The organism is Latilactobacillus fragifolii, from assembly GCF_905332535.1.
GTDB lineage: Bacteria > Bacillota > Bacilli > Lactobacillales > Lactobacillaceae > Latilactobacillus > Latilactobacillus fragifolii.
The window spans coordinates 49560-67339 of record NZ_CAJOCF010000002.1; the positions used below are offsets into that span (position 1 = coordinate 49560).

The 17780-nt window shown below is 42.0% G+C and carries 15 protein-coding genes; all 15 read right to left on the bottom strand.

What is annotated here, in order from left to right:
• Positions 1-62: 62 nt before the first annotated feature.
• Positions 63-1193 (bottom strand): DNA polymerase IV, encoded by a 1131-nt coding sequence (dinB, locus tag J7Q78_RS03030; RefSeq protein WP_208422837.1) that lies wholly within the window; start codon positions 1191-1193, stop codon positions 63-65.
• A 319-nt stretch (positions 1194-1512) separates the two neighbouring features.
• Positions 1513-3009 (bottom strand): glucose-6-phosphate dehydrogenase, encoded by a 1497-nt coding sequence (zwf, locus tag J7Q78_RS03035; RefSeq protein ID WP_154243246.1) that lies wholly within the window; start codon positions 3007-3009, stop codon positions 1513-1515.
• Between the two features lie 23 nt (positions 3010-3032).
• Positions 3033-3689, bottom strand: a complete 657-nt coding sequence (locus J7Q78_RS03040; RefSeq protein ID WP_173011599.1) for a metal-dependent transcriptional regulator — start codon at positions 3687-3689, stop codon at positions 3033-3035.
• Between the two features lie 261 nt (positions 3690-3950).
• Positions 3951-6536 carry a bifunctional acetaldehyde-CoA/alcohol dehydrogenase gene (gene adhE / locus J7Q78_RS03045; protein ID WP_208422838.1) on the bottom strand — a complete coding sequence of 862 codons (2586 nt, stop codon included), beginning with the start codon at positions 6534-6536 and terminating at the stop codon, positions 3951-3953.
• Between the two features lie 223 nt (positions 6537-6759).
• Positions 6760-7110 (bottom strand): preprotein translocase subunit YajC, encoded by a 351-nt coding sequence (yajC, locus tag J7Q78_RS03050; RefSeq protein ID WP_154243243.1) that lies wholly within the window; start codon positions 7108-7110, stop codon positions 6760-6762.
• Positions 7111-7182: 72 nt separating this feature from the next.
• Positions 7183-8325: a tRNA guanosine(34) transglycosylase Tgt gene (gene tgt / locus J7Q78_RS03055; RefSeq protein ID WP_154243242.1), complete on the bottom strand. Its 1143-nt coding sequence runs from the start codon at positions 8323-8325 to the stop codon at positions 7183-7185.
• Between the two features lie 394 nt (positions 8326-8719).
• The gene (locus J7Q78_RS03060; RefSeq protein WP_154243241.1) at positions 8720-9421 is read right to left on the bottom strand and encodes a Crp/Fnr family transcriptional regulator; all 702 of its coding nucleotides are present in this window, start codon (positions 9419-9421) and stop codon (positions 8720-8722) included.
• A gap of 76 nt (positions 9422-9497) precedes the next feature.
• On the bottom strand, positions 9498-10925 hold the full coding sequence (arcD, locus tag J7Q78_RS03065) for an arginine-ornithine antiporter (RefSeq protein WP_154243240.1): 1428 nt from the start codon (positions 10923-10925) through the stop codon (positions 9498-9500).
• A gap of 115 nt (positions 10926-11040) precedes the next feature.
• On the bottom strand, positions 11041-11985 hold the full coding sequence (gene arcC, locus J7Q78_RS03070; protein WP_154243239.1) for a carbamate kinase: 945 nt from the start codon (positions 11983-11985) through the stop codon (positions 11041-11043).
• Positions 11986-12083: 98 nt separating this feature from the next.
• Positions 12084-13100 (bottom strand): ornithine carbamoyltransferase, encoded by a 1017-nt coding sequence (gene argF / locus J7Q78_RS03075; RefSeq protein ID WP_154243238.1) that lies wholly within the window; start codon positions 13098-13100, stop codon positions 12084-12086.
• A gap of 25 nt (positions 13101-13125) precedes the next feature.
• On the bottom strand, positions 13126-14361 hold the full coding sequence (gene arcA / locus J7Q78_RS03080) for an arginine deiminase (RefSeq protein WP_208422839.1): 1236 nt from the start codon (positions 14359-14361) through the stop codon (positions 13126-13128).
• Positions 14362-14551: 190 nt separating this feature from the next.
• Positions 14552-15067: a GNAT family N-acetyltransferase gene (locus J7Q78_RS03085; RefSeq protein WP_208422840.1), complete on the bottom strand. Its 516-nt coding sequence runs from the start codon at positions 15065-15067 to the stop codon at positions 14552-14554.
• A 28-nt stretch (positions 15068-15095) separates the two neighbouring features.
• On the bottom strand, positions 15096-16127 hold the full coding sequence (queA, locus tag J7Q78_RS03090) for a tRNA preQ1(34) S-adenosylmethionine ribosyltransferase-isomerase QueA (protein WP_154243235.1): 1032 nt from the start codon (positions 16125-16127) through the stop codon (positions 15096-15098).
• A gap of 14 nt (positions 16128-16141) precedes the next feature.
• On the bottom strand, positions 16142-17149 hold the full coding sequence (ruvB, locus tag J7Q78_RS03095) for a Holliday junction branch migration DNA helicase RuvB (protein ID WP_208422841.1): 1008 nt from the start codon (positions 17147-17149) through the stop codon (positions 16142-16144).
• Positions 17150-17163: 14 nt separating this feature from the next.
• Positions 17164-17775, bottom strand: a complete 612-nt coding sequence (gene ruvA, locus J7Q78_RS03100) for a Holliday junction branch migration protein RuvA (RefSeq protein ID WP_208422842.1) — start codon at positions 17773-17775, stop codon at positions 17164-17166.
• Positions 17776-17780: the final 5 nt, after the last annotated feature.

Consider the following 17780-nt stretch of genomic DNA (forward strand, 5'->3'; position numbering starts at 1 on the left):
TCAGAATTACATAGTTATTAATAGTATATCGGTTTTAGTACACAAAAACAAAGGAAACTCAACTATTCCCGCTCCCAATCGTATAACGGTAACGTAATATTCTCGAATGTTTGCGGTGCCAAATTAGTGACCGTAATCCCGAGCAGGCGAACACCATCTTCTGCATGGCCGATAGTTTGCCAAATTTCCCAAGCAATTGCTTCGAGTTCCGCTGCTTTACCGACATATTCATTAAATGTTTTACGCTTAGTAATGGTTTCAAATTGTCGATTTCGTACCTTTAAAACAACTGTCAAACCGTGTTTTTGATTTTTACGCAATCGTCGTTCGAGTTCAATTGCCAATTTTTTCAGCTCAACTTGTACCTGCTCTTCACTAATGAGTGGTTGCCCGTAAGTATTCTCATTACCGATAGATTTACGTTCACGTTGATAAGCGACCGGCCGGTTATCGATACCGCGCACATGGCGGTATAAGCCGTAGCCGAGCTTACCAAAATTTTGCATCAACATCATTTCCGATTGCGCTAGTAAGTCCGCCCCCGTTATAATACCGAGTTCCTGCATGCGCGGCGCAGTTTTCTTACCGACTCCGCGAAATTTCTCAATTGGTAAGCGACTTAAAAAAGCAATCGCTTGTTCCGGTAAAACCAGTGTCCGTCCAGCCGGCTTGCGGTAATCCGAGGCCATCTTTGCCAAAAATTTATTATACGAAATCCCCGCTGAGCTGACGAGTTGGGTTTCTTTAAGGATTTCTTTTTGAATATAGGCAACCACATCAATTGTGTGCGCCAACCCAAGTTTATTCTCGGTGACATCGAGGTACGCTTCATCAAAGGCAACCGGTTCAATCTTATCGGTTACCGTATGAAAGATTGTGTGAATCTGCTCCGAAACCGCTTGATAAAGTGGAAAATTGGGCGCCTTAAAAACAGCTTGGTGATTAGGAATTAGTTCAGCCGCTTTTTGCGCACTCATTGCCGAGTGCACGCCATACTGGCGCGCCACATAGTTTGCGGTTGTCACGACCCCCTTCCCACCAGTGTCACTTGGATTACGAGCAATCACGAGGGGCTTGTGGCGTAATTCGGGCTGTTCGCGCTCTTCAATCGATGCGTAAAATGCGTCCATATCAATATGAATAATTTTGCGACTCGTATCATTTTCCAAAGGCATTTTGAACAGCTCCGCCATTTTACCCCTCCTTGATTTTTTCAACGTGTTTCATCAACAACTTCTTCCGCTTTACCTCACTTGCCAAAGCGGCGATTTTGTCGCCAATTCGTCAAGTGAGGTAAATACTCAAAGGCTAACCACGAATTAACGCACTTCTTTCTTTAACGTGCTTTTAATTCGCAACCTTCTGTGCTTTGCTACATCAGCCAAATAATCGCCCTTGGCGCTTATCCGTCTGGTTAGGCAAATGCTCAAAGGCTAACCGCGAATTAACGCACTTCTTTCAATAAGAAAAGCCTGGCATGAAGACCTCATGCACAGACTTTGCTTACTTGTTTCATTCATTATTTTGGGTTGGATCAAAAATCCATTTGGCGCCCGTTGTTGCCAATAAATCTGTGGCTTCTTGTGGACCCATTGAACCAATGGCATAGCTTGGTAGCGGTGTTTGATCCGCATCCCAGACTTCGCGAATCGCATCAACAAATTGCCATGAAGCGGCTAGTTCATGCCAATGCGTGAAGTTCGTGCCATCCCCATTGAGCGCTTCTAAAATCAAACGTTCGTAAGCTTCCGGACTATCAGCCAGCATTTGTTCATCATATTGGTAAGTCAATTGATCGGGTTTCAACGCAAACCCTTGACCGACTTCTTTACCGTTAATCGTTAATGAAAAACCTTGTTCTGGTTCTACATAAATTGTTAAGACATCTGGCGCCATCGCTGAACGATCAGCTTTATCATCTGCAAAAATATTCACGCCAGTCTTCTTGAAGACGATATTAATTTGGGTTTCTTTACGGGCCAATCGTTTACCCGTCCGGACATAAAACGGGACGCCACACCAACGTTCGTTATCAATCATGACTTTGCCAGCAACGAATGTTTCGGTTTGTGAATCAGGCGCGACATTCGTTTCTTGGCGATATCCTGGTTTATTTTCCCCGTCGACCATGGTTTCAGCATATTGCGCACGCACAAAGTTTTGCTTGATTTCCGCTGGTGAGTAAGGTTGAATGCTTCTGAAAAGACGCGTTTTTTCACGCTGAACATCTTCGGCAGAGAAGTTCACCGGCACTTCCATTGCCAACATCCCGATGACTTGCATGATATGGTTTTGGAACATATCGCGCAAGGCCCCTGATGTTTCGTAGTAACCGGCGCGTTCTTCAACCCCGACCGATTCCGCCAGCGTAATTTGAACGTTATCGATAAATTGATTATTCCAGACACCGCTTAATAGCCCATTTCCGAAACGTAAAGCCACAATATTTTGAATCATTTCTTTACCAAGGTAGTGGTCAATCCGATAGATTTGGTCTTCATCAAAGGTTTGCGTCAATTCTTGGTTAAGCGCCTTAGCACTGTCATAATCGCGCCCAAATGGCTTTTCGATAATCAAACGGTTAAAGCCATCTGCGGTTAGGAGTGCTGCTGACCCAAGGTGACTTGCGATTGTCCCGAAGAACCGCGGTGACATTGCCATGTAATAAATGCGATTTTGCTGTAAATCATATTGTTCGTCCAGCCGACTTGCTAAAGCCTTTAAAGTTTCATAGTGCTTAGCGTCCGTCACATCATGTGATTGATAATAGAAATGCTCTACAAAAGCCTCTTTGGTCGCTTGATCTTCATCAAAGTTGTCCAAAGCCGCCATGACAATTTCATGGTAGTGTTCATCTGTCCATGGCCGACGCGCGGTCCCAATGACAGCGAAGTGTTCTTTTAAATAACCTTTCCGGTATAAATTAAATAATGCGGGGTATAATTTCCGTTGGGCTAAGTCCCCGGAACCACCAAAAATAATAAAGAGTGCTGCTGAATCTGTGTGCATATCTCACACCACTTTCATATAAATTAATTTTGTGGCGTCACAAAAATGTGTTGTGCCGCTTTGAGGCCAATTTGGATTTCGGTTTGACTCGTATGATTAAAAACGGTCAACGGACTTTCGAAGAGGCCAACCTTTTGTAATGTTACACTGTCACCGACTGATAAGCCGATTTCCAGTGTATATTTTAATAAGTCATTATCATCCAATACCCGATCGATAATCGCCGATTCACCCACTTGTAAGGTTGCCAGTGCGATATGACTTTGTTGTTCGAATTCGCCTTTGGCATTGGGAATAATCCCACCGTGTGGGCACCGCGTTGGATGGCCCAAAAAATCAGCCAACCGTTCAGCTAAATCATGATTAGTGACATGCTCCAGTTGCTCGGCCTCTGGATGCACCGTATTGAATTGATAGTGTAACTTGTCGACTAAAAAAACTTCCCATAACCGATGATTGCGCACTAATAGAGCTGCTTCGCGGGCGCCTTCACTTGTTAGTTGAATCCCTTGGTAAGGTGTGTGGTTGACGTAATTTTCCTTCACTAACTTATTGACCATTTCCGTGACTGATGCCGCCGAAACGTTCAATCCCGCTAGTATTTCCTTATTGGTAACTTTTTTTGCGTCGCCACCAAGTTCAAAAATAATTTTTAAATAGTCTTCTTTATTGGGTGTCATTGCCATCCCGATCCTTAATCAAGTTTGTCGACAAACTTTTCCCAGTTATCCCTGAACTAAATGAATGTCTACTCTCTATTATGCCTTATTTGGCAAAATTTTCATACCATCAAGTTTCAATTTAGTCCCTTAATATAGTAAAAAATTAATCTGTTTTAAGCAACAAAAAAGGTGGTAGACCAATTTGTTTCAGTCTACCACCTTCAATTTACGCTCGATCTTCTCGATACGTTTATTTTAACCAATTAACTGGGTTACTTACTAGAATTCTGCTTCGAGAATGTCTTTCAATTCTTTAATCAACGGTTCTTTGGGATTGGTTACCGTACAATTATCTTCGTATGCTAGTTCGGCTAAATCATCAACGTGCCGGTCAAATTCAGCCTTTGTCACACCGTTATCCCGCAACCGCATCTTGATACCGATACTTTCGGCCAGTGCGGTCACAGCCTCTGCATAAGCGGCCACCAATTCTTCAGTTGTTTTACCCGGCAAGCCAAGATAACGTGCAATTTCAGCATAATCTTCATCAGCTCTGAAATAATTATATTTGGCCCACAGTGCCCGTTTAGTTGGGGTCTTGGCGTTATAACGAATGACATGGGGCATTGTAATGGCAATCATCAAACCGTGGGGTAAATTGAATGCTCCACCGAGTTTATGGGCAATCGAGTGGTTGATGCCTAATAACGCATTGGCAAACGCCATTCCCGCCATCGTTGACGCATCGTGCATGTTAGCTTTAGCAGTCTTATCGCCCGCATAACTCGCTTGTAAGTTATCAAACACTAATTTGATAGCTTGTAAACTGAGCCCTTTTGTATAATTGGACGCCATCGCTGATACGTAACTTTCGGTGGCGTGGCATAAAACATCCATTCCGGTGTGGGCCACAACCCGTGGTGGCACACTTTCGATGAATTGACTGTCCACGATTGCAACATCTGGTGTTAAGGCATAATCAGCCAATGGATATTTGATGTGGGTCTGACTGTCGGTAATCACCGCAAACGGCGTGACTTCAGAACCAGTTCCTGAAGTCGTTGGGATGCAGATTAGTTTCGTCCGGTCAAGATTGGGGAACTTGTAAGTCCGTTTTCGAATGTCTAAGAATTTTTGCTTGGCACCAAAGAAGTCGGCATCTTCTGAATCATAGAATAACCACATTCCTTTAGCCGCATCCATTACTGAACCCCCACCAATGGCAACAATTGTATCAGGTTTGAAGCGTTTCATGGCTTCAGCACCTTTGTAGATGGTATCAGTCGATGGATCCGGTTCAACATCGGCAAAGACCTGAACTTGCACTTGATCAGTGCGCCGGGCCAATACGTCTTCAACAATTTGCACGTAACCTAGGTCAATCATGCCTTGATCAGCGACGATAAAAACCTTATGCAAATCCGCCATTTTTTCTAAATAGTTCACTGAATTTTTTTCAAAATAAATTTTGCTAGGTAACTTCACCCATTGCATGTTGTTACGTCGCTTAGTTAAGGTCTTCACGTTTAACAAGTCAACCGTTGAAACGTTGTGAGAAATTGAGTTATGCCCATATGAGCCGCAGCCTAAGGTTAATGATGGCAACATGTCGTTGTATAGATCACCGATCCCACCTTGTGCTGACGGCGTATTCACTAAAACACGGCAGGCTTTCATTCGTTTGGCAAATTCAAGCGGTAAATCTTCATCAGTTGTATGCAACGAAGCCGTATGTCCAAGGCCACCAAGCTCTAGCATTGCTTCACAAAGTTGTAAACCATCTTCGCGATCTTTGGCTTTAATCATTGCTAGTACGGGTGATAACTTTTCATGCGAGAGTGGATATTGATGGCCAACACCTTTAATTTCAGCAATTAAAACTGGTGTCTCTTCCGGGATATCAATACCAGCTAGTTTGGCAATTTTAGCAGCGGATTGTCCTGGAATTGAAGGGCGTACCGCATTCTTATCGGGATCGATGACCGCGTCATTGAGTGCCGGTAGTTCACTTGATTTAGCGAAATAAGCCCCCTGAGCTTGGAATTCTTTCTTCACTGCCGCATAGATTTCTGCGTCGACAATCACTGCTTGTTCAGAAGCACAAATCATGCCATTATCAAATGATTTTGAAAGAATTAAATCATTGACTGCTTGTTTGATATTCGCAGAGGCTTCGATATACGCTGGTGCATTTCCGGCCCCAACTCCCAGCGCGGGTTTGCCAGTTGAATAAGCCGCCTTCACCATGCCAGGCCCACCAGTTGCTAAAACCGTTGCGACCCCTTCATGATTCATCAAGGCTTGGGTAGCTGCAATACTTGGTTTTTCAATGTATAAGAGTGCATCTGCTGGCATACCAGCTTTAACCGCTGCGGCTTTAATAACGTTCAACGCTTCAGCTGAACAGCGTTGTGCGCTAGGATGGAAAGCAAAAATGATTGGATTACGCGTTTTAATCGCAATTTCAGCTTTAAAAATGGTTGTTGAGGTTGGATTTGTCACTGGCGTTACCCCCGCAATTACCCCCACTGGTTCTGCAATTTTAGTGATTCCATGTTCTGGATCGTCTTCAATCACCCCCACTGTTTTATTATCTTTAATGGCATTCCAAATCTCTTCAGTCGCAAAAATATTCTTGATGGCTTTATCTTCATAAATTCCCCGACCAGTTTCTTCGACCGCCATCTTAGCGAGCGTCATATGTTGGTCTAACCCAGCAATCGCCATTTGGTGAACAATCCGATCAATTTTAGCTTGATCAAATGTTTCCAAAATCGCTAACGCTCGTTGTGCGCGTGTCACCAAATCCGTGATCATTTCATCCACAGTGTTTCCAACCATTTCAACTGCTGCTTTCTTAACCATATTGCTTTCCTCCATGTCAATTAATTATTGTGATTTATTTAACAAAGTTAGTTTAGCGCATTTTGCATTATTTGTAAACCACTTTTGTGATGATAGTTACAAAATAAAAACCTTGTTATATAAGGTTCTTACGATAAAAAAGTTTCTTTTTGATAATTATTTCACGATTAAAAGCACAAAAAAAGCCCTCAATCGCGTAAACCGATTGAGGGCGCATTTTAAATTATTTTGTTTCTTCTTCTGACGTGTCTCCTTTTTCTTCAACCGCTGTTGTTGCTGCAGAAGCAGCTGGGGTTACTGTCCGAATGGCACTTAAGTTAAACTTAAGGTAAACACCGTCACAATCTAAGACAACGATTTTAGTATCTGTATTAACAGAATCAATCACCCCATGTAGCCCACCGATTGTGATCACTGCGTCGCCTTTTTTCATTTGGTTAACCATTTCTTGATGCTTTTGTTGTTGCTTCTTTTGAGGCCGCATGACCATGAAATACATCATTGCCACCATTAAAATTAAAATTACAAAGAAACTTGGGTTAAAACCTGCAGCACCTAATACAAAGTTTGTCATTTAAAAAAACCTCTTTTCAATTTTGTCTACTACTAACTCTATCAGACTTACCAAGCAACTTCCAGTGATTCACTAGAAATTCCGGGTGTTCTTTTCATTATAGCCGTACTCTTCGAAGAATGCTTCTCTGAAGGCCAATAAATCATCTTGCTCGATGGCATCTTGCACTTGGTGCATCAAATTGATCAAGAAGTATAAGTTATGGTAACTCGTCAAATGAATCCCAAACGTTTCATCCGCTTTAATGAGATGCCGGATATAAGCCCGGGTGTAGTTTTTGCAAACGTAACAATCACACTTAGGATCCAATGGGCGGAAGTCTTCTGCGTATTTCGCATTCTTAACCACTAAGCGTCCTTGCGAGGTCATCGTTGTCCCATTACGCGCAATCCGCGTTGGAAGCACACAATCAAACATGTCGACTCCCCGAATAACGCCATCAATTAGGGCATCCGGTGAGCCAACCCCCATCAAATACCGTGGTTTGTTTTCTGGTAACATCGGGGTTGTGAAATCGAGCACGCGATTCATTTCGGCTTTTGATTCACCAACTGATAAGCCACCGATGGAATAGCCAGGGAAGTCCATCCCGACTAAATCATGCGCACTTTGGCGACGTAAGTCTTCAAAACCGGCCCCTTGAACAATCCCAAATAAGCCTTGAGTAGCTGGATTTTGATGCGCAATCAGCCCCCGTTCAGCCCACCGCGATGTCCGTTCAACTGATTTTTTGACGTAGTCATAGCTTTCGAAGAATGGTGGACATTCATCGAAACTCATCATGATATCGGCCCCCAGAGCATTTTCCACTTGGATTGCTTTTTCCGGTGATAAGAACAATTTTTCGCCGCTTAAATGGCTCTTAAAGGCGACCCCTTCTTCGCTGATGTCACGTAATTTCGCAAGCGAGAACACTTGAAACCCGCCAGAATCAGTCAACACACCGCGATCCCAGTTCATGAACTTATGAAGCCCACCAGCTTTTTCAACGATGTCCTCCCCAGGCCGTAACCAAAGATGGTAGGTATTCGATAAAATAATCCCGGCCCCCATTTCTTTTAATTCTTCAGGCGCCATTGTCTTAACACTGGCTTGGGTCCCGACCGGCATAAACATAGGTGTTTTAAACGTGCCGTGCGGTGTCACAATTTCACCAAGGCGCGCTCCGGTATGTTTTTCTTTTTTGATTAAACGATACTTGATCGCTGGTTCCATTTAATCGACTCCAATTCTAGAATTTCTACTTGCTTCATTCTATCAGACTTTAGTGATTAAGCAAGAAAACCCAATATTTCTCCGAGCGATTTTACGGATAGATTCAAGCTTGCAAGCCTAACATGCTCCCGTCAGAATGAACACGGCTATATGAACAGGCCAGATCAGTTGTTCACAGCTCATTGTGTGCGCTTTAGATGGTCAGCCCCTTGGTGAAACCCACGTTGCCCTAACCACGACCACTGTCATTCTGAATCAGATGCCAAACGCTCCGGCATTTTAAGTTCAAACCGCTTAAAAGCATTGCCACAAAAAAACCATAACAGCCGGCATGAAATGAAAACGACTGTTATGGGTTTTTAAATTTAATTTCGCGACACAGTACCCCTAATTTTTAGGCCAACTCATCTTTAAAAAAAGCTTTTTCAAACCTAAACTCTTTATGCTCATAGCTTAGTAATTTTTGGGCAGCTAATTGCTTAACAATTTGGCCTGCCGTTTCCCGGGTGGTCCCGCTCATCGTCGCTAATTCCTTCACGGTAATCGGATACGGGATATATGAGCGGCCACACCGAAGTGGTTCACCCAAGTTAATTTCAAATAATTTTAAAGCTTGAATAACCCGTTGTTTCGCACTAGAGGTCACCATTCTTTGAATTTGATCTTCCGATTCACTAATAATCGCACCCATTTCTTGAACCACTTTGACGATTGAAGCGGTATTCTTTTGTAATAAATGCTCAAAAGTTGCCATCGGGAAATAAACAATCTCAATATCGGTCATCGCACGAGCCGTGTAAGGATAATATTGATCGGTAAACATCCCCCGATAAGGAAATGCCAAGTCTTGCTTAATATACGTATAAAACGTAAAATCATCATTCTTGTCCATCCGTTCGGCTCTTACCAGACCACTGACAACAAAATAGAAGCGGCTACGTTCATCCGTTTGATCAAACAATTCCTGGCCTTTATGAAAATCTTTGACTTTCATATTGTTCATCAGAATGTTCATTTCTTCATCTGAAAAATCAATAAATTCAGGTCTGGTCCTTAAGTATTGAATATATCTTGGATATTCATCTGCGGCAATCATGGTTTTCGCTCCCAAAGTATTCTCAATTATTACTTTTACTTAAAGTAACCAAAGCTCTAATTCTAATATAACATATCTAGATGATAATTTTACCTGAAACAACTAACCAAATACCAACAATTGCACCCACGACAATAATCGCCGTGATTAACCATTCCTTTTTTGATAAGAAATGTTGTTGCCCGTTATTTTTACGTGCCCGTCCATAAAAGTAAATCCCAGGAATATAGGCAATAAAACAAAGCAATAAGTAACTGATCCCCGCCATTAAGATGCCGGCAATTTCAAATAATAAGGCTAAAATCCCAATTAATAATTGTTGCCGATTCCCCTTTTCTTGAATGTGGGCCCAAGAATATTTAATTTGATAAGCTGCTACTAACATATAACAAACAATAATTGAAGCCGTACATAATGAATAAGCAAAGTTATAAGCTTTCGTTGTGAATAGTAGGGTAAAAAGGAATACTTGAATCAATCCTGCTGTAACGACCAGTGCAAATGTCGGTGCTTTTTTCTGATTGACGCGCCCGAAATAAGCTGGCAATAGGTTTTGCTTTGCCATTAATAGCATCGTTTCCGCTGGTAACATGGTCCAAGACAACCAAGCCCCCAAAATCGAGATAATTAACCCTACCCCGATGAAGTAGCCGCCCCAAGTCCCAACCATTTGTTCAAAAATATATAACATGGCTGGCTGTTTGATGCTTGCCAATTGATTTTGTGTTAAATACCCATAAGGTAACACAGAGGCTAAGATATAAATCGCTAATAAACTCACTAAGCCTAAAATCGTTGCTTTTCCTGCATCGGACTTTTTTTCCGCCCGCGCTGATAGCATTGAAGCCCCTTCGATACCGACAAAGACCCACATCATCACCATCATACAGTTCTTGATCTGACTCATCACATCGCCGGCCACAAAGCTATTACTCATATTATTCCAAAAAGCTTGTGTGAAAAGATGCCCTTTAAATAACACAATTCCAAACACAATGAAGACAAACAATGGAATCAATTTACAAATTGTTACCAACGTATTAATCGCGGCTGCACCTTCGACCCCGCGGTTAACAAAATACGTTAAACTCCATGATAAAATACTGGCCACTAAGATTGAGGGTAAATTCTGTCCTGATTTAAAAATCGGGAAGAAATAACCCAACGCACTCATTAGAATTGTCGCAAAGGCTACGTTTCCCAACCAGGCTGATAGCCAATAACCCCAGCCACTAACAAAGCCAGCAAAGGGGCCAAAGCCCTTTTCAGCGTAAGAGAAAATCCCCTCTAGTTTAGGTTCTTTCATCAATAAATTATTTAAGGATAATGCCAGCATTAAAATCCCAAAACCGACAATGATCCACGCAATTAAAACTGGGCCCGGTGCGGATGCCCCCGCTAAATCAGATGTTAATCCGAAAACGCCACTACCAATAGATGAACTAATAACCAATGCAATTAATGCAAATAAGCTAATTTTTTTTGCTGGTTTTTCTTCCGTCATTTTAAACCACTCCTCAATTACGTCACTCAATTATGATTAGGTTCTGAGTGCTTTTGAATAATTCAATTAACCATTTTTCAACCCCGAAATTTGCAATTTCGCTTTGTTTTGGTCTTTATTTCGTAATAATTGTACCGGCATCATGGGCCAATAAATTCTTCACGTTATCAAGGGAAGTGATAATGGCTTTACTATCAGGACGATTATTAACGTATTCGATTGCAGCTTGAATCTTAGGAAGCATGCTACCTTTGGCAAATTGATCGTCTTTAATATAATCTTCTAATTCAGCTACTGCGACGTTTGTTAATTTCTTTTGATCTGGCTTGTTGAAGTTAATGTAGACGTTATCCACAGCTGTTAAGATTATGAATAGGTCTGCACCCACTAATTCAGCTAATTTTTCCGATGCAAAATCTTTATCGATTACCGCTTCAACACCGCTGAGTGTGTTACCTTCTTTAACAACTGGCACCCCGCCACCACCAGCTGAAATGGTAATCACATTACTTTCAACTAATTTTTGAATAACGGGTGCTTCTTGAATCCCGATTGGCCGTGGTGAAGGCACGACCCGCCGCCAACCACGACCAGCATCTTCAACAAAGTGTGCTTCTGGATTGAGCCTTTGTTGTTTCTTAGCTTCTGCTTCGGTATAAAACGGACCGATGGGTTTTGTTGGGGTTTGAAAAGCTTCGTCTTTAGCATCAACAATCGTTTGGGTCACGATTGTCGCAACGTCTAAAGCCAATCCTTCTTCTGCTAAAACTTGGTTAAAGGCATTTTGCATCCAGTAGCCAATTTCACCTTGAGACATTGCACCGACTGTATCCAAGGGCATTGCAGGTGTCTTTTCAGAATCGCTAGCAGCTTGTTGAATCAATAAGTTCCCAACTTGAGGGCCATTACCATGTGAAATAATAAGTTGATCGCCTTGTTTTACGAATGCGACTAATTGTTTAACCGTTTCCTTAACGGCTTTGATTTGAGCACTTGCTGAGGCATCCGTTGATAAGATAGCATTGCCACCTAATGCAACGACGATTTTACGTTTTGTCATAAGCTTGTCCTACTTTCTGTTGATTAATTGTGGTTTCAATTAAAAAAGGGGCCGGGACAAAACAAAGTTTTGTTTTCCAGCCCCTTTCTACAATCTGGTTATGCTTGCGGTATGAATAAATTGCCTAATGTTGCTGCCATGATTGCTTTGATTGAGTGCATTCTGTTTTCAGCTTCTTCAAATTGACGGGCATATTTACTTCTGAACGCTTCATCAGTAATTTCCATTTCTTGAATGCCGAATTGTTCGTCAATCTTCTTGCCATATTCAGTTTCAATATCATGGAACGCTGGTAAACAGTGCATGATAATCATATTTTCGTTACCGGTCTTTTTAACCATATCCATATTGATTTGGTATGGTTTTAATAATTTGACACGTTCTTCAAACTTATCTTCCTCACCCATTGAAACCCAAACGTCTGTGTATAAAACATCTGAGCCTTTCACACCAGCATCAACGTCGGAAGTAATCATGTTCTTGCTCCCTGTTTCTTTAGCGTAACCTTCAGCTAAATCACGAACTTCTTGTGTTGGTTGTAATGAATCTGGGGCAACAATGTGGATATTAACCCCTAACATGGAACCTGTTACTAACAAGCTGTTAGCCATGTTGTTACGGCCATCACCAACATAAGTTAATGTCACACCTTTTAACTTGCCGAAGTTTTCTTTAACCGTCATAAAATCGGCAATCATTTGTGTTGGATGCCATTCGTCAGTTAGGCCGTTCCAAACCGGTACACCTGAATACTTAGCTAAATCTTCAACCACTTTTTGACTAAAGCCCCGGAATTCAATACCGTCAAACATGCTTCCTAAAACTTTAGCGGTATCTTCAACTGATTCTTTTTTCCCAAGTTGAATATCATTTTTACCTAAGAATTCTGGATGAGCCCCTAAGTCAATCGCAGCTGTTGTAAAAGCAGAACGGGTTCTTGTTGAATTCTTTTCAAATAATAAGGCAATATTTTTACCTTCAAGATAGTGATGTGGAATCCCTTTTTTCTTTAAATCCTTCAAATGTAACGAGAAATCGATTAGGTATTCGAGTTCTGATTTTGTAAAATCTTTTTCTGCTAATAAACTTCTGCCTTGAAATACGCTATTTGTCATGTTCATCAACCTCGTTTTTTATTGTTTATTTTTTTAAGTCTTCTCTTACAAGTGGCATACTCATACAACGTGGGCCCCCACGACCGCGTGACAATTCACTTGATGGCACTTCAATCACTTTAATACCATATTGACGTAAGTTTTCATTTGAAACATAATTACGATCGTAGGTCACAACTACACCAGGAGCAATTGCTAGGGTGTTAGAACCATCATTCCATTGTTCACGAGGGGCAACAACTGCATCCCCGCCACCACATGGGATTAAAGTTAATTCAGGTACTTCCAAAGCATCGCGCAGAACTTTTTCAAGATCAGTTTGTTTTGTAATCTTGATTTCGTCGTTATTGCCTGGTTCTAAGATATAAGTATCGACGACACCACCCGCCCCTTGAATACCTGGATGAATGGTAAATTTATCATAATCAATCATGGTGAAAACTGTATCTAAATGCATCATGGCATGATTATGGGGAATTTTGATTGCTAAGATTTTTTCAAAGCCACTGTGGTTCGCGAATAATACCTTGGCGAGTTCTTCAATGGATTGTGCGGAGGTCCGTTGCGAAATTCCAATTGCGAGGACTTTGTCACTCAAGATTAATTCATCGCCGCCTTCCATGCGGTCAATGTGATTCCGGTCGCGCCACACTTGTGCGCCTTGGTTGGCGAAGCGGGGATGATGTTGCATGATGACTTCCATGAACATTGATTCTCTTTGACGAGCTTGAAAAGTCATTCGATTAATAGTTAAGCCATCCCCAATTGATGCAGCAGGATCACGTGTGAAGTATAGGTTAGGCATTGGATCCATATAGAATGGATAGTCATCATCAGCACTAACGTCAATCAATGCTTTTGATTTAATATCGATTTCGTTGGTCCGAACACCAGCCATGATTTTTTCAACCATGTCGAATGTCGCCATACTAATTAAGTAGTCTTTTAAAGCTGCTTGAACTTGTGGCGACTTGATGTGTGATTCATTCAGCATCTTATCAAGAAAAGCTTCCTTAACATCACCTGCATCGATTGCTTCGGCAGCAAGGTTTTCTAAGTAAAGCACTTCAACACCGTTGTCACGCAATGTTTGTGCGAATTGATCATGTTCTTTTTGGATTGTTGGTAAATAAGGAATATCATCAAACAATAAACGATACATAATGTCAGGTGTAATATTTTCGACTTCTTTACCTGGCCGTTTTAGTAGGACCGTCTTAAGTTTTCCGATTTCGCTATTTACATGAATTGGTCTTGTCATTTAAAACTACCCCCTTTGTTTACAAGACCTACGATAGTCGCATCGGTAATCGCTTTCAGTGTAATTCTTACACTCTTAATGTTGGCGATTTCACATTTTATAATGAAAATCCGATCATGTCCGCTGTTAGCGCTTACCAAAAAAATGCAAAAAAAAAGTAAGATACCTGAGTATCTTACTTTTTTAAACTTTATTCTAGAACAAGTTGATAAGCATACCGTTTAGGCGACGGATCATTGGCAATGAAGATGTCACCACAATATTGAAAGCCTACTTTTTGAATCACATGCTGCATCGCTAAATTATCCGGATGGGTATCGATGCGTAAATCATGGGCGCCTCGTAAACTGGCAGCCGTCACCAATAAGGTTAAAAACTGTGTCCCGAGATGTTGTCCATGGACTGTACTATCAAGTGCGACGCGATGAATTGAAAAATAAGGTGTAAAACTAGGACGCCATTGCCCATTGGTAATTGCCGCATAGCTAGGATCTTCAGTTGCTAGAATTGAGGCAACCCCTATCACCTGTTGGTCAGCCATCAGGACGTAACATAATTCTTGCCGAATTTCATCTTCAAACTGCGTTTGGTTGGGTTCGCCTGCTTGCCATTGATTAATCTGGCGTGCTTTTAAAACAGCCTTTGCATCCTCAATAATCGCGGTAATTCGCGATAAGTCTGCAAACGTTGCTTTTCTTAAATACATCAATGTTGCCACCTCATTTTGCGTTTATTTATTTTACAAACATGGCATCGCCAAAGCTAAAGAAGCGGTACCGTTCATCAACGGCATGTTGGTAAGCATTTAGGATATTTTCGCGGCCGGTAAATGAAGCAACCAACATCACTAGGGTTGATTTGGGTAGGTGAAAGTTCGTAATGAAAGCATCAACGGCCTTCCATTGATAACCAGGTTTAATGAAAATTGAGGTCCAACCACTATCGGCTTTGAGTTCACCATCAAACTTCGTCGCAATTGTTTCTAGTGTCCGGATGCTAGTTGTTCCAGTTGCTACAATGCGACCACCATTTTGTTTAACTTCATTCAATGTTGCAGCCGCTTCTTCCGTTAGCCGATAGAACTCACTGTGCATCTTGTGATCTTCCACATTGGCTTCTGAAACAGGCCGGAAAGTCCCTAAACCAACATGCAGCGTTAAATATACGAGCTTGATGCCTTTATCTTGCACTTTTTGTAAGAGCTCTTCTGTCCAGTGGAAACCAGCCGTTGGTGCGGCAGCTGAACCAGGTTCTTTAGCATAAACCGTTTGATACATTTCTGGATCGTCTAATTTTTCTTTAATGTATGGTGGTAGTGGCATTTCGCCTAAAGCTTCTAGGATTTGCATAAAGATACCGTCATACTTAAATTCAATCATACGGCCCCCATGATCAAGTTCTTTGGTGACAACTGCTTTTAATTGACCATCGCCAAAAACGACTTCCGTCCCAACTTTGGCCCGCCGTGCTGGTTTCATCAACACTTCCCATTCATCGTCATGCGTATTGTTTAAGAGCAAGACTTCTTCATGGCCACCCGTATCAGGTTTCACACCATATAAACGTGCTGGTAAGACCCGTGTATTATTCATAACAACGGCATCACCAGGGTTTAATTCATCGATAATGTCATAGAAAACCTTATCTTCTAGTGCACCTGTTTTGTGATCCATCACCAATAAACGCGATGCTGCTCGTTCAATCATTGGTGTTTGAGCAATTAATTCTTCTGGTAAGTTATAATCAAAATCTTCTGTAGAAACCATTGTGTAACCTCTTTCTAATTTTCTGAATAGGGAATGCCAAGATGTTCATAACCAGCAGGCGTGACAACGCGCCCTCGGGGGGTCCGTTTTAAAAACCCGATTTGTAATAAATACGGTTCGTAAACCGCTTCGATTGTTTCGTTTTCTTCGCCGATGTTGGCTGCAATCGTCTTTAAACCGACTGGTCCGCCATGATAATAGTCAATCATCATTTGGAGGATTTTACGGTCAATACTATCTAAACCACGCACATCAACTTGTAATTGACTAAGGGCGTGATCCGCAATTGCTTGGTCGATCGCCGCTTGGTCTGCAACTTGAGCATAATCGCGAATTCGTTTCAATAAGCGGTTCGCAATCCGCGGCGTCCCGCGCGAACGCCGCGCAATCTCATGGGCGCCTTCTTGAACAATAGCCATATTAAAGACATCCGCTGATCGTTCAACAATCTCAACCAAATCATCTTCATTGTAGTATGCCATATGTTCAACAATTCCAAAACGATCCCGTAACGGTGCCGATAATAAGCCAGCTCGGGTCGTTGCACCAATCAAGGTAAACGGTGGCAACGGAAAATGCACTGGATGCGCAGTTGGACCTTGCCCGACCACAATATCGATGTAGAAATCTTCCATGGCTGAATAGAGCAATTCTTCAACCACTTTCGGTAAACGATGAATTTCATCGATAAATAATACATCTCCCGGCTGCAATTCATTTAACAGCGCGACTAAATCACCGGGCCGTTCAATTGCCGGGCCACTTGTTGTCCGAATTTGCACGTGTAGTTCGTTGGCAATCACCATCGCCAACGTCGTCTTCCCTAAACCAGGCGGGCCATATAATAACACATGATCCAGTGACTCTTCCCGCTTTTTGGCAGCTTCAATATAAACCGCCAGCTCATTTTTAACCCGATCTTGACCGATATATTGCGCGAGGACTTGTGGCCGTAACGTCTTTTCAATACTTGTTTCTGCAAAATCTTTATTTTCTGCGGAAACAATTCGTTCTTCTGCCATCCATTCGTCCTCCTTTATTTCTTCATTAACAAGCGTAAACCTTCACGTAAGTACTGATCTGTGGTTTGCGCATTGAAATCAGCCAAGGCCTTGGTAATCGCTTTAACTTCGCGGGCTGAATACCCCAGCGCAGTTAAGGCCGCCAAGGCGTCATTTAATTCCGGTGATTCGCCCGGTGTTCCAAGGTCGATTGCGGTTTGACCCGCAAGTGTTTCACTTTGTTCCAAGTCACCGAGTTTCCCCTTTAAGTCCAAGACAATTTGTTGTGCTGTTTTCTTGCCGACACCAGGGAACTTAGTCAAATAGCTTACATCATCGTTCATAATCGCTTGGATTAAGCCAGAGTGATCGCTATTGGCTAAGATTGCCAAGGCACTCTTGGGACCAATTCCCGACACACTGATTAATTTTTGGAAAATTTGTTTTTCATCTAAATCGTAAAAGCCAAATAACGTGATATCCGTATCACGCACCGCTTGGTAGACATAAATCTGAACAATATCCGTCGTTGATTCAACGTAGCGATATGGATTAGCCACTTGCAACTGATAACCGATACCTTGAACCTCTAAAACGACATAATACGGACTAACTGCTGTCACCAAACCCTTTAAATATTCATACATAAATT